We start from the raw sequence: 13,613 nt of genomic DNA, 5'->3' as shown, positions 1-13,613 counted from the left end.
AATTCCTTATCTCTGGTTGCGGACCACGGCGACATCGACGCCGTTCTCGGACAGCTTGCTGCGCACCTTGTTCATCGCCTCGACCTGCGAGAACGGGCCCACGCGCACACGGTGCAGCACGCCGGAATCGGTGGTGCGGTCCGTGACGGACGCCTCGAAGCCCAGCAGGGCCAGCTTGGCGCGCACCGCCTCGGCATCGGCCGTTTCGCGGTAGGCGCCGGCCTGCAGGTAGTACACCCACTTGTCCTCGCCCGCCGGGGAGGGGGCCGGGGCGGCCGACTGGGTCGGCGGCGCGGCCGTGTTCGGCGGCACCGGTGCGGCCGGGTTGGCGGCCTTCGGTTCCGCGCCGTTCTGGATCCGGTCCACCACGGCCTGCAGCGGATCGGCCGCGGGTGCCGGCTGCTGCGCTTCCTGCGCCGGCGGCTTCTGCTCGCGCTCGAAGTCGCGGTTGGCGCTGCGCGCCGCTTCGCGGTTGCCGTACATCGGCTTGTTCGGATCGGCGATCTGGCCGGACGATTCGGCCGGCTTGCTGGCGCGCGCCGTGCGCTCGGTGAACGGGGACTGCCCCTTGGTGATCATCAGCGCCACGATCACCGCGATGACCAGGCCGATGACCAGGCCGATGATGATGCCGACCAGCGTGCTGCCCTGCTGGCGCAGGCGCAGCCGGGGGGAAGAGCGGAAACTCATTGTACGGAAGGTCCTTTCAGGTCCGGTTACATTTTCTCCGGCGCGGAAACGCCGATCAGGGCCAGGCCGTTGCGCAGAACCTGGCGGGTGGCGACCGCCAGTGCCAGGCGGGCCAGCTTCAATGCCTCGTCGTCGTCGAGCAGCCATTTGTGGGCGAAGTAATAGCTGTGCAGCTCGCCGGCCAGCTCGCGCAGGTAAAACGCGACCTGGTGCGGGCCCAGCTCGGCCTGGGCGCGCTGCAGCATTTCCGGATATTCCGCCAGCTTGGCCAGCAGGCTGGCTTCGTGCGGCGCGGTCAGCAGCGACAGGTCGACGCCGGCCAGCTGCGCTTCGTCGCCGCCCCAGTTGGCCAGCGCGGAGCAGATGCGCGCGTGCGCGTACTGCACGTAGTAGACCGGGTTTTCATCGGAAGTCTTCAGCGCCACGTCGACATCGAAGACGAATTCCGTGTCGGCCTTGCGCGAGATGAGGAAGAAGCGCACGGCGTCGCGGCCGCGCGCGATGTCGCCACCGCCGGACCATTCGATCAGGTCGCGCACGGTCACGTAGGAGCCGGCGCGCTTGGAGATCTTCACCTCGGCGCCATCCTTCATCACGGTGACCATCTTGTGCAGCACGTAGTCGGGGTAGCCTTGCGGGATGCCCATGCCCACCGCCTGCAGGCCGGCGCGCACCCGGGCAATCGTGCCGTGGTGGTCGGAACCCTGCACGTTGATCGCCTGCGTGAAGCCGCGCTGGAACTTGACGATGTGGTAGGCCACGTCCGGCACGAAATACGTGAAGGTGCCGTCGGTCTTGCGCATCACGCGGTCCTTGTCGTCGCCGTAGTCGGTGGTGCGCAGCCACAGCGCGCCGCCATCCTCGTACGTGTGGCCGTTGGCCACCAGCGCGCCCACGGCCGCTTCCACCTTGCCGTCCTTGTACAGCGACGATTCCAGGTAATAGTTGTCGAACTTGACGCCGAACGCCTGCAGGTCGATGTCCTGCTCGTTGCGCAGGTACGTGACGGCGAACGCGCGGATCGATTCCAGGTCTTCCACGTCGCCGGAGCCGGTGACGGGCGCGCCATCGCTGGCCGACACGGTTTTCTTCAGCAGGAAGTCGGCGGCGATGTCGGCGATGTAGTCGCCGTTATAGGCCGATTCGGGCCACTCGGCGTCGCCCGGCTTGAAGCCGCGGGCGCGCGCCTGCACCGAGGTGGCCAGCGTGTGGATCTGCACGCCGGCATCGTTGTAGTAGAACTCGCGGGTCACGCCGAAGCCCTGCGCCTCGAACAGCGACGACAGCGCGTCGCCCAGCGCCGCCTGTCGGCCATGGCCCACGTGCAGCGGGCCGGTCGGGTTGGCCGACACGAACTCGATGATCACCTGCTTGCCGGTGCCGGCTTCGCCGCGGCCATATGCCGGGCCCTGCGCGAGCACGGTCCCGACGACGGCCTGCTTGGCGGCGTCCGCCACGCGCAGGTTGATGAAGCCGGGGCCGGCGATGTCGGCCGAGGCGACCAGCCCCTTGCCTTCGGGGTTTTCCAGCAGCGCGCCGACGATCTTCGTGGCCAGTTCGCGCGGGTTCATTTTCAGCTGCTTCGCCAGCTGCATGGCGATATTGCAGGCAACGTCGCCATGCGCCGGGTCGCGCGGGCGCTCGAGCACCACGTTGGCGGTCACGGAAGTGCCTTCCAGGAGCGGGGCGAGGGCGGCCTGGAACAGGGCGGCGATCTGTTGTTTTTGTTGGGCGAGCATGGGCGGATTCGGTCGGATCTGGACGGAAGTAAAACGGTGTAAAAAACGCGCAAAACGCGTCTCGGAGATCGGACATTATACCGGTTTGCGTTCCCGTTTGATAATTGAGCAAGAGCGGGGCAAGAGCGGGGCAAGAGCTGGGCAAGAGCTGGGCAAGAGGCGGGCAGGAGGCGGGCAAGAGGCGGGCAAGTGGCGCGCCGGCCCGTGCCGCACTGCTACAATCCTGCCCTTGACAGAGCACCACGAAAGAACACGATGAACAAGCGCCCGACGCTGTCGCTGAAGAGCAAGCCAGCCCCGGCCACGAAAAAGCCCGCTGCCCGCAAGCCGGCTGCCGCCAACACCACCGGGGCGGCCCGGCCGGCCGGCAAACCCGCCGGGAAGCCTGCCGCCGGGAATCCGGCCGCCCGCCAGGCCGGCAAGCCGGATGCCGTGAAGCGAACCGGCCCTGCTGCCGCGCCTGCCGCGCCCACCGCGCCGGCCGCGCCTGCGGCTCCGCAGCGGCCCGCGGCCAGCCCGTGGGAAGCCACCCGGCCCAAGGGCGGGGCGCGCCAGGCGGCAGCCCGTGCGGACGAGCAGGGCAGGGATGAGCAACGCGGCCATGCACCGGCCCGCGCCCGCGCCGAGGCGCCGCCGGGCCCGCGCGCCAGCCATCATCGCGACCTGAAGCCGCGGCTGCAGACCGATTTCCAGGCCGAGCTGAAGTCCGATTCGCTGGCTTTCGCCCTGCTGGGCGCGGCCACCGCCGTGGTCCAGGTGCGCGCCGGCATGGCGCTGCCGCAGGCGCTGGCCGGCGCGTTCGCCAATCCCGCCATCACGCCCCAGGCGCGCGGCGCGATCCAGGACGTGGCTTACCGCGCCATGCGCCAGCTGGGCCGCAGCGAAGCGCTGGTGGCCGCGATGGCGCCGAAGGCCCCCGATCCGCTGGTGGGCGCGCTGCTGGCCGCCGCGCTGCCGCTGATGGGCGCGGGCGAGGATGGCCCGGCGCCGTACGAAGCCTTCACCGTCGTCGACCAGGCCGTCACCGCGGCCGGCGCGCACCCGGATACGGTGCGCGCGAAAGGCATGGTCAACGCGCTGCTGCGCCGCTTCCTGCGCGAACGCGACACGCTGCTGGCCGACGTGCTGCAACAGCCGCTGGCGCGCTGGAACTACCCGCAATGGTGGATCGACGCGGCCATCACCGCCTATCCGCAGGACTGGGAGCAGGTGCTCGCGGCGGGCAACGTGGCGCCGCCGCTGACGCTGCGCGTGAATACCCGCAAGGGCACCGTCGAGGCTTACCTGGAGTTACTCGCGCAGTCCGGCATCGGCGCGCGCCGCATCGGCCCTTCCGCGGTGCGGCTGGACAAGCCGGTGGGCGTGCACCTGGTGCCGGGCTTCGACAGCGGCCTCGTGTCGGTGCAGGATGCGGCAGCCCAGCTTGCCGCGAACCTGCTTGATGTCCAGGACGGCATGCGCGTGCTGGACGCCTGCGCCGCCCCGGGCGGCAAGACGGGGCACATCCTCGAACTGGCCGACGCCGATGTCACCGCGCTGGACGTCGACCCGCAGCGCCTGGCCCGCGTGCGGGAAAACCTCGACCGCCTCGAGCTGTCGGCCACGCTGCTGGCGGCCGGGGCGCAGGGCCGCGACTGGTGGGACGGCGAACCGTTCGACCGCATCCTGGCCGACGTGCCGTGCACGGCGTCCGGCATCGTGCGCCGCCACCCCGATATCCGCTGGCTGCGCCGCAAGGGCGATACGCTCCAACTTGCAACACTTTCCGCGCAAATTCTCGACAATCTTTGGCAGATGCTGCGGCCCAATGGTAAATTGCTGTTCGTGACATGTTCGTTGTGGCCGCAGGAATCCGAGGCGCAGGCGGCCGCTTTCGCGGTGCGCAATCGCGCCACGCGACTCGATGCGCCCGGTCAGCTACTGCCCGCGGGCGGGGCCGAACAGGATCACGATGGACTGTTTTACGCGTTGTTCCAGAAGGATGCGACGGATGTGAAGGATGCATGACGTTGCGGAGACATGAATCCGCACAGATGAATCCGCACAAATGAATCCGCACCAGCATGACTTCAGGGAATGCGTAGCAATTCCGGCCAGCCAGCGGGGTGCATTTGCTGCATCACCGCTGCGTCAAGTTCCTGGCTCCTGTTTTCGGCCCTAACCACATACAAGCGCAAGTGATCCCCCGATTCGTTCGATTCCTCTGCTGGCAAATGCTGCTGATGCTGGCCTGCGCCCTGCCGCAGGCCGCCCGTGCCGCCGAAGGAAGCGTCGAAATCACCCGGGCCTATATCGAAGCGGCGGAAGAGGGCTACCGCCTGTCCGCCGCGTATTCGTTCGACCTGAACCACGGCCTCGAAGACGCGCTGCAATACGGGGTGGCGCTGAACTTCGCCACGCAGATCACGTTCACGCGGCCGCGCTGGTACTGGTTCGACGAGAAGGCCGTCACCGCCAGGCGCACCCACAAGCTGTGGTACGACGTGCTGACACGCCAGTACCACGTGCGCATCGAGGGCAGCGTGCGGCAGAATTTCGATTCGCTGGAAGATGCGCTGTTCTTCATCCGCCGGCCCACGCGCTGGGTAGTGGCGCCGCGCGGCGCGCTGAAGGTGGGCGAAATCTACAACGTCACCCTCAGCATGGGCATGGACCGCGACTACCTGCCCAAGCCGATCCAGGTCAACGCCTTCAACAACCGCGACTGGAACCTGGCTTCGCAAAAACGAACCTTCCAGTACAGGGCGGAGTAAGTGACCAAGGCCTTGCGGTATCTGTTTGTCGTGGCAGGCGCCGTGTGCAGCATCCTGCTGTTCCTGCTGGCATCCGCTTCCGACAGTTCCGGTTTCTTCGAACGCCATTATTCCTGGCTGCTCGGCCTGAATGCGGCGGTGGCCGTCGCGCTGCTGCTGCTGGTCGGCGTCTCCCTGTTCAGGCTCTACTCACGCTACAAGAGCGGCAAGTTCGGCTCGCGGCTGATGACGCGGCTGGTGATGCTGTTCGCCGCCATCGGCGTGCTGCCGGGGCTCGTGATCTTCCTGGTGTCCGTGCAGTTCGTGTCGCATTCGATCGATTCGTGGTTCAACGTGCGCGTCGAGGAAGCGCTGGAGGCGGGCCTCGACCTTGGCCGCTCGGCGCTGGACGCATCGCTGGTGGAACTGAAGGGCGAGGCGGACAAGGCGGCCCAGGAGCTGGCTTCGCTGCCGTTCTACGCGGCGCCCTCGGCGCTGGCACGCTTCGTCAAGGAACATCCGCGCACGCAGAGCGCGATCATCGTCGATGCCGAGGGCGGCCTGATCGTCTCCGCCGTCGGCGAACGCCGCATCAACCTGGCCGGCGACCTGCCCACCGCCGCCATGATGGCCAAGGCGCAGGAGGAGCCGCCGTACGCGGTGCCCGAAGGCGGCAGCGAAGCGCGCGACGAACGCGCGGTCGCCACGCCGGCCGATCCCAACAACGTGCTGCGCCTGCGCGTGCTGATGCCGGTGCCCGACCCGGTGCAGCCTTCCGGCGGGCGCCTCGCGCCGCGCTACCTGCAGATCATCCAGGCCGTCGCGCCGCAGCTGGCCAGCGACGGCGAAATGCTGCGCACCGCGTACAGCGAATACAAGGAGCGCTACGTGGCCCGCCGCGGCTTGCGCAACATGTACATCTACACGCTGACGCTGACGCTGCTGCTGGCCGTGTTCGGCGCGATCGCCGCCGCCTTCCTCATCGCCAACGACCTGGCGCAGCCGCTGCTGCTGCTGGCCGAAGGTACCCGCGCGGTGGCGGAGGGCGACCTCTCGCCGCGCCCGATCGTGGCCAGTTCCGACGAACTGGGCACGCTGACCCAGAGCTTCAACACGATGACGCGCCAGCTCTCCGAGGCGCGCAGCGCCGTGGAACGCAACCGCATCGCGCTGCAGAACGCCAAGGCCCACCTGGAATCGGTGCTGGCCAACATGTCGGCCGGGGTGATGGTGCTGGATTCGGAATTCCGGCTGGTGACCTGCAACGACTCGGTCGAGCGGATCCTGCAGAAGGCCGGCGTGACGCTGATCGGCAAGCCGCTGGCCGACGTGGATGGCATGCATGAATTCGCCGGCGCCGTGATCGCCGCGTTCTCCGCCCAGAGCGCGCAGTCGGCCGCCGGGCGCAATGTGCAGCGGCTGCACTGGCAGCGCCAGATCGAGATCCCGCGCCTGGCCAGCAATCCGGACGACAGCGACCTGATCCTGCTGACACGGGGCTCGCGCCTGCCGCTGGAAGGCGGCGGCGGCTACATCGTGGTGTTCGACGACATCACCGACGTGATCTCGGCGCAGCGCTCGATCGCCTGGGGCGAGGTGGCGCGCCGGCTGGCGCACGAGATCAAGAATCCGCTGACGCCGATCCAGCTGTCGGCCGAACGGCTGCAGATGAAGCTGGAAAGCAAGCTGGGCCCGGCCGACGTGGAATTGCTCAACAAGAGCGCCGGCACGATCGTCAACCAGGTGGCGGCGATGAAGCGCATGGTCGACGACTTCCGCGACTATGCGCGCACGCCGCCGGCCCAGCTCGAGCCGCTCGACCTGAACGACCTGGTCGAGGAAATCCTGCACCTGTACGTGGCCGGCGACGGCAACGACATCATCCGGCCGCACCTGGCGCCGTACCTGCCGATGGTGATGGGCGACGAGACGCAGTTGCGGCAGGTGATCCATAACCTGCTGCAGAACGCCCAGGACGCGCTGGCCGACCTGCCCGAGGTGGCCGACGGCAGCCGCGCGCCGCGCGTGGACGTGGTTACCGAGGCGATCCATTACCAGAGCGCCGACGGTGGCACCCGCATCGCGGTGCGCCTGTCGATCTCGGACAATGGACCCGGCTTCGCGCCGAAAATCCTGGCGCGGGCATTCGAGCCGTACGTGACGTCGAAAGCGCGCGGCACCGGACTGGGGCTGGCCATGGTCAAGAAAATCATCGACGAGCATGGCGGGCGGATCGACATCCAGAACCATCCGGACGGTTGTGGCGCTTCGGTACTGATTTTGCTGTTAAAGTTGGCACCGGTGCAGTTGGCATAATATTGAAGGACACATAAAATCGTTGTCACGACCAGCACAATGCCGGGCAACCGGTGCAAAAGAACAGAAGGGCAGGGATAGATGGCAAACATTCTCGTAGTTGATGATGAAATGGGTATCCGGGAGCTGCTCTCGGAAATCCTCGGTGACGAAGGGCATGCGGTAACGCTGGCGGAGAACGCCCAGCAAGCCCGCCAGGCCCGCGCGGCCGGGGCCCCGGACCTGGTCCTGCTCGACATCTGGATGCCGGATACGGACGGCGTCACGCTGCTGAAGGAATGGCAGCGCGACGGCCTGCTGACGATGCCCGTCATCATGATGTCCGGCCACGCGACGATCGATACCGCGGTCGAGGCCACCCGCATCGGCGCCCTGAATTTCCTGGAAAAGCCGATTGCAATGCAAAAGCTGCTGAAGGCGGTGCAGGCCGGCCTGGCGCGCGGCCAGGAAGTGGTGCGCGCGCCCGTGATGGCGCAGCGCCCGGCCGCCTTGCCGCCCGTCGAGGAAGCGGCGCCACCCAGCTTCGGCGTGCCGCCCCTGCCGCCACAAGGCGCGCACGGCATTGCCGTGGCGCGCGGCAGCGGTGGCGAAGGCCACATGTTCAGCCTGTCGTTCGACTTGCCGCTGCGCGAGGCGCGCGATGCGTTCGAGCGCATGTACTTCGAGCACCACCTGGGCCGCGAAGGCGGCAGCATGACGCGCGTGGCCGAGAAGACCGGCCTGGAACGCACCCACCTGTACCGCAAGCTGAAGCAGCTGGGTGTCGAGCCGGGCAAGCTCGCCAAGAAAAACCAGCAAGTCTGATTTGCCGTCTCCCGTCATCGCCACGCTGGTGACCGGCAGGCGCGCCCTCGATCGTGAAAGCGCGATCGCGGCGCGCCTGCCCGTAACCAGAACAGGCGCGCCGTCCTCGCCAGGCGCTCCATCTTCGCCCGACGCCCGTTCCGAAGCGCCGGTGGCCATCATCATCGAAGGCCTGGCGGATCCGCTTTCCCCGCTTGCCGATGCGCCCGGCGTGCAAGTGCACCGCATTGCCCCCGGCTGCCTATGCTGCGCCGGTAACGTGGTATTGCGTGTTACATTGAATCGTCTCTTGCGGCGCCCGCCGGCGCAGCTTTATATCAGCCTGGCTGATGCCACCCATGTCGGACAGTTGCGCGCGATGTTGTCGGCGCCGCCCTACGATACGCTGCTGTCCCTCTGCGACGATGTCGCGGCACCTGCCGTTGCTTCCTGACTTCGCCGGCTCGCCTCTTGAAATGGGCTGCCACAGCCCCACCTCGAAAGTGAAATGGAAAGCCCAACAATACGGAACCCGCCGGTTTCGTCCTTGAGAGAAGGAAGCGATATGAACCTCATCTACAACAGCGAGCAGTACAGCGTCGTCGAGTTCGGACCGGATCGCGATCTCGAATCCTTGCGCTTCGGTGGCTATGAAATCGTCGACAAGGGCGGCAAGCGCGAAATCTTCATTGCCGGCGTACTGGCGCAAAACTTCCGGCGCGACGTGAACCAGTTGATCGCCAACGAACCCACGATGGAGGAAATCGACGAATTCCTCGGCAACTATGACTCGCTGATGAGTCAGCCTGTCTTACTGCATTAACTTCTGCTGCATTGAACATCGGCACCCATTCGCAACACACATCCGGCGCCCGGATCTCCAGTGGCGCACCTGTGGTAAGGTGACGGTCGGCAATACCTTACCACGTCATACCATGTGCCAACTCCTGGGAATGAACTGCAATGTGCCGACCGACATTGTGTTCAGCTTTACCGGCTTCGCGCTGCGCGGTGGCCGTACCGATGTCCACCACGATGGCTGGGGCATCGCCTTCTTCGAGGGCGCCGGCGTGCGCCACTTCGTCGATCACCAGAGAGCCGTCGATTCGCCGGTGGCCACGCTGATCAAGACTTACCCGATCAAGTCCCGCAACGTCATTGCCCACATCCGCAAGGCCACGCAAGGCGAGGTGGCGCTGGAGAATTGCCATCCGTTCATGCGCGAGCTGTGGGGCCGCTACTGGGTGTTCGCCCATAACGGCGACCTGAAGGCGTTCAATCCCGTGCTGGACGGCCCCTACCGCCCGGTCGGCACCACCGACAGCGAGCGGGCCTTCTGCTGGCTGCTGCAGGAATTGCGCAGCCGCTTCGGCGACACCCGCCCGGCACTTGCCGAACTCGGCGCGGCGCTGGGCGAGCTGGTACCGCGCATCGCCGTCCACGGCACGTTCAACATGATGCTGTCCGATGGCTCGGCGCTGTTTTCCCATTGCTCGACCAACCTGTTCTGGCTGGTGCGCCAGCACCCGTTCGACACGGCCATCCTGTCCGACGACGACGTGCGGGTGGACTTTTCGCAGGTGACCACGCCGCACGACCGCGTCGCCATCATCGTCACGCAGCCGCTGACGACGAACGAGCGCTGGACGGCATGCGCCCCTGGGGAAATGCAGTGTTTTGTGGACGGATTACCTCAGAAAAACATATTTCCGCCCCCAGCGGCGCCGGGAATGTCAGAATAATAAAAAATAGAGAGAACGTTTTCCCATGATCGACCTGTCCGGCACAAGCTCATCTGCCCTGTCCTCACTGCGCGTGCGCGAGTTCTACCTCGGCCGCCAGCCCATCCTCGACCGCAACGGCGCGCTGTTCGGCTATGAACTGCTGTTCCGTAACGGCCCGGTCGGGCCGGCGCAGATCGATACCAGCGAACTGTCCGCCACCGCCGCCGTGATCGCCCATGCATCGCAGCTGGGCGTGGAAAAGGTCATCGGCGATGGGCTCGGCTTCGTCAACGTCGACGAACAGGCGCTGAACAGCGATATCTTCGGCTTCCTGCCCCGTGAAAAAATCGTGCTGGAAATCGTCGAAACGCTGCAGCCCACGCCCGCCGTGCTGGCGCGCATGACCGACCTGGCCAGCCATGGCTTCCAGTTCGCGCTCGACGACGTGCGCGGCGACAGCCCGCAATTGCAGGCCATGCTGCCGATGACGCAGTTCGTCAAGCTGAGCATGCGCGGCTGGCAAAGCGGCACGGGCGCCGATGCGCTGGCCGCGCTGGCGGCCCGCCTGAAGGGCGACGGCAAGCAGCTGGTCGCGGAAAAGGTGGAAACCCGCGAGGAATACGCCACCTGCCTGGACCTGGGCGTGGATTATTTCCAGGGCTATTACTTCGCCCGGCCCGCCATCATGAGCGGCAAGAAGCTGTCGCCCTCGCAACTGGCCGTGATGGAGCTGATGACGCTGGTGGTGTCGGATGCCGACAATATCGAGATCGAACGGGCGATCAAGCGCGACGCATCGCTGGCGATGAACCTGCTGCGCCTGGTGAACACGCCGGCAGTGGGCGCGCGCCAGCGCATCGATTCGCTGAGCCAGGCCGTGACGATCCTGGGCCGCCGCCAGTTGCAGCGCTGGCTGCAGATCATGCTGTACGCCGAGCCGGGCAAGCGCGGCGGCAGCCAGACACCGCTGCTGATGCTGGCCACCACCCGCGGCCGGCTGCTGGAACTGCTGGCCCACAAGCTGCGGCCGGCGCACCGCCATGTCGCGGACATCGCTTTCACGGTGGGTATCATGTCGCTGATGGATACGCTGTTCTCGATCCCGATGGCCGAACTGCTGACACAGATCGCGGTCAGCGACGAAGTGGCCGAAGCGCTCGTGTACCGCACCGGCTTCTTCGGCGAGCTGCTCAAGCTGGCCGAATGTATCGAACGCATCGAGGACATGGAACATGCCATCATGCCGGCCCTGCGCGACCTCGAGATGTCCACCGAGGAACTGGTGGAGCTGGAAATGTCCGCCTACGAGTGGAGCGACAACGTGGTGCGCTACGCGATCTGACCGGGACGGCACGGCCAGCGGACGGCATCGCGGCGCGGTGCCGTTTTCAATTGAGGAGAACGATGCGGGAAGTATTGCTGGAGGTGCGTGACCTGGCCAAGTCCTATGGCAAGCGGCGCGCGGTGGATGGCGTGTCGTTCCACGTGCGGCGCGGCCAGACGGTGGGCCTGCTGGGACCGAACGGCGCCGGCAAATCGACGACCGTCGGCATCATCGCCGGCATCCTCGATGCCGATGCCGGCGAAGTGCTGCTCGATGGCCAGCCCGCCGGCACGCGCCACCACGATACGCGGCGCCGCATCGGCCTGGTGCCGCAGGACCTGGCGCTGTATGACGACCTGCCGGCGGTCGAGAACCTGAAACTGTTCGGTGCGCTGTACGGCTTGAAGAACGCCGCGCTGGCGGCGCGTTGCGCGGCCGTGCTGGAACTCGTGGGCCTGGCCGACCGGGCGCGCGACAGGCCCGCCACCTTCTCCGGCGGCATGAAGCGGCGCCTGAACATCGCCGCCGCGCTGCTGCACGAGCCGGCGTTGCTGATCCTCGACGAACCGACGGTCGGCGTCGACCCGCAAAGCCGCAATGCCATCTTCGACACGCTGGCGGCACTGCAGCGCGCCGGCACGGCGCTCGTCTATACCAGCCACTACATGGAAGAGGTGGAGCGGCTGGCCGACCATATCGTCATCATCGACCATGGCAGGGTGCTGGCCGACGAGAGTCCGGCGGCGCTGTACGCGCGCCTGCCGGCACGCGCCGCGCTGCATGTCGACCTGGCGGAGGCGCTGTCCGGCGAGCTGGCCGGCGAGCTGGCCCGGTTGCCCGGCGTGGCAGGCTTGCTTGGCGAAGGCCCGGCATGGGATGTGCGCCTGCAGGACAGCACGCAGGCCATCGCCGTGCTCGACTGGCTGCGCGACCGGGGGCAGGTGCCGGTGCATTTCGCCACCGCCCGCGCACGCCTCGAAGAGGTCTTCCTCGATCTCACCGGCCGCTCGCTGCGCGACTGAAGGAGCGATGATGACCGCCATTCTCGCCCTGGTCCGCAAGGACCTGCTCCTCTACCTCAACGACCGCCGCGCGCTGGCGATCCACCTGCTGGTGCCCGTCATCGTGGCGGCGTTCTTCGGCTCGCTGTTCGGCGGCACCGGCAACGGCAAGACCGGCAGGATCGATGTCGCCGTCGTGCGGCAGGATGACTCGGGCCTTGCCGCGAACCTCGTCGCCAGCCTGCAGGCCGATCCGAACCTGCGCGTGCAGGTATTGCCCCTTGCCGCCGCGCGCGACCGCGTAGTCGCCGGCAAGGCCACCGTGGCCGTGGTGATCCCGCCGGGATTCGGCGGCGCGGCGGTCGGCGCGCTGACCGGCACGGCCGCGGCGCCCACGCTGCCGCTGCTGTTCGATCCTTCGCAAGGGGCCGTGCTGGCGATGGTGAAAGGGCTGGTGACGCATCACGCCATGCAGCATGCGAATGCCGGGATGATTGCCCGGGCTTCCGGCCTGGGGGCGGCGCTCCCGGCCGGTGCCGGGATGCCGTTCTTCATGCGCGACGAGGCTGTCAGCGCCGGTCCGGCCTACGATGCCTACGCCCACTCGTTCGCCGGCATGGGCGTGCAGTTCATCCTGTTCATGGGGGTGGACTGGGGCATCGGCCTGCTGACGGCGCGGCGCAGCGGCATCTGGAGCCGCCTGCTGGCCGCGCCCGTCACGCAATGGCAGATCCTGCTTTCGCGGCTGTTGTCCGGCACGATCATCGCGGCGGCCCTGCTGGTGGCGATCTTCCTGTGCGCCGTCGTGCTGTTCGGCGTCACGATCACCAACCCGGCCGGCTTCGTGCTCGTCACGCTGGGCTTTGCGCTGATGACAGCCACGTTCGGCCTCCTCGTCGCCGCACTGGGCCGCACGCCGGAAGCGACGCGCGGCATCGCCACGTTCGCCACGCTGATGATCGTGATGCTGGGCGGCGCGTGGGTGCCGTCGTTCATTTTCCCTGAATGGCTGCAGCAGGCCTCGCTGGTCGTGCCGGCTCGCTGGGCGATCGACGGCCTCGATGCCGTGACGTGGCGCGGCCTGGGCATCGACGCCGCGCTGCACTGCGCGGGCGTGCAGCTGGCATTCGCCGCGCTGTTCGGTGCGCTGGCGGCATGGCGCTTCAGCGTACAGGCACGAGAGGCCTGACGAGATAAGGGGACAGGCACCTCATGCGGTTAAGTTAAGCGTTACCCGACACATTGAAACCGCATGCATTCACCCCAACAGCGAAGGGCTGGGGTCAGACCCGCCGGGTCTGACC

The 13,613-nt window shown here is 67.1% G+C and carries 12 protein-coding genes; 10 read left to right on the top strand and 2 right to left on the bottom strand.

Annotation, left to right across the window (positions count from 1 at the left end; translation table 11 throughout):
- Window positions 1–6 precede the first annotated feature (6 nt).
- Together EYF70_RS24650 and argS are read right to left on the bottom strand one after the other, a co-directional pair.
- Window positions 7–690: an SPOR domain-containing protein gene (locus EYF70_RS24650; RefSeq protein ID WP_131147758.1), complete on the bottom strand. Its 684-nt coding sequence runs from the start codon at window positions 688–690 to the stop codon at window positions 7–9.
- 26 nt (window positions 691–716) lie between these two features.
- Window positions 717–2,429, bottom strand: coding sequence for an arginine--tRNA ligase (gene argS / locus EYF70_RS24645; RefSeq protein ID WP_131147757.1), 1,713 nt, complete (start codon window positions 2,427–2,429; stop codon window positions 717–719).
- 663 nt (window positions 2,430–3,092) lie between these two features.
- Between argS and rsmB the strand changes: the two genes are divergently transcribed.
- The 10 genes from rsmB to EYF70_RS24595 all read left to right on the top strand — a co-directional run bounded on the left by rsmB (window position 3,093) and on the right by EYF70_RS24595 (window position 13,498).
- Window positions 3,093–4,436 (top strand): 16S rRNA (cytosine(967)-C(5))-methyltransferase RsmB, encoded by a 1,344-nt coding sequence (gene rsmB, locus EYF70_RS24640; protein ID WP_131149323.1) that lies wholly within the window; start codon window positions 3,093–3,095, stop codon window positions 4,434–4,436.
- 206 nt (window positions 4,437–4,642) lie between these two features.
- The gene (locus tag EYF70_RS24635) at window positions 4,643–5,182 is read left to right on the top strand and encodes a DUF4390 domain-containing protein (RefSeq protein ID WP_307722075.1); all 540 of its coding nucleotides are present in this window, start codon (window positions 4,643–4,645) and stop codon (window positions 5,180–5,182) included.
- Window positions 5,183–7,477: a sensor histidine kinase gene (locus tag EYF70_RS24630; protein WP_131147756.1), complete on the top strand. Its 2,295-nt coding sequence runs from the start codon at window positions 5,183–5,185 to the stop codon at window positions 7,475–7,477.
- An 81-nt stretch (window positions 7,478–7,558) separates the two neighbouring features.
- Window positions 7,559–8,281: a response regulator gene (locus EYF70_RS24625; protein WP_131147755.1), complete on the top strand. Its 723-nt coding sequence runs from the start codon at window positions 7,559–7,561 to the stop codon at window positions 8,279–8,281.
- A 151-nt stretch (window positions 8,282–8,432) separates the two neighbouring features.
- Window positions 8,433–8,714 (top strand): GTPase, encoded by a 282-nt coding sequence (locus EYF70_RS24620; RefSeq protein ID WP_307722074.1) that lies wholly within the window; start codon window positions 8,433–8,435, stop codon window positions 8,712–8,714.
- A gap of 111 nt (window positions 8,715–8,825) precedes the next feature.
- Window positions 8,826–9,083 (top strand): BTH_I0359 family protein, encoded by a 258-nt coding sequence (locus EYF70_RS24615; RefSeq protein WP_130186215.1) that lies wholly within the window; start codon window positions 8,826–8,828, stop codon window positions 9,081–9,083.
- 112 nt (window positions 9,084–9,195) lie between these two features.
- The gene (locus tag EYF70_RS24610) at window positions 9,196–10,002 is read left to right on the top strand and encodes a class II glutamine amidotransferase (RefSeq protein ID WP_131147753.1); all 807 of its coding nucleotides are present in this window, start codon (window positions 9,196–9,198) and stop codon (window positions 10,000–10,002) included.
- A 25-nt stretch (window positions 10,003–10,027) separates the two neighbouring features.
- On the top strand, window positions 10,028–11,326 hold the full coding sequence (locus EYF70_RS24605; protein WP_131147752.1) for an EAL and HDOD domain-containing protein: 1,299 nt from the start codon (window positions 10,028–10,030) through the stop codon (window positions 11,324–11,326).
- Window positions 11,327–11,388: 62 nt separating this feature from the next.
- Window positions 11,389–12,330, top strand: coding sequence for an ABC transporter ATP-binding protein (locus tag EYF70_RS24600; RefSeq protein ID WP_131147751.1), 942 nt, complete (start codon window positions 11,389–11,391; stop codon window positions 12,328–12,330).
- Window positions 12,331–12,337: 7 nt separating this feature from the next.
- Window positions 12,338–13,498: an ABC transporter permease gene (locus EYF70_RS24595; RefSeq protein ID WP_229420542.1), complete on the top strand. Its 1,161-nt coding sequence runs from the start codon at window positions 12,338–12,340 to the stop codon at window positions 13,496–13,498.
- Window positions 13,499–13,613: the final 115 nt, after the last annotated feature.

The organism is Pseudoduganella albidiflava, assembly GCF_004322755.1.
GTDB classification, from domain to species: Bacteria; Pseudomonadota; Gammaproteobacteria; order Burkholderiales; family Burkholderiaceae_D; genus Rugamonas; species Rugamonas albidiflava.
Note: the sequence above shows the minus strand (reverse complement) of the source record. Positions and strands in the feature narration are given on the sequence as shown.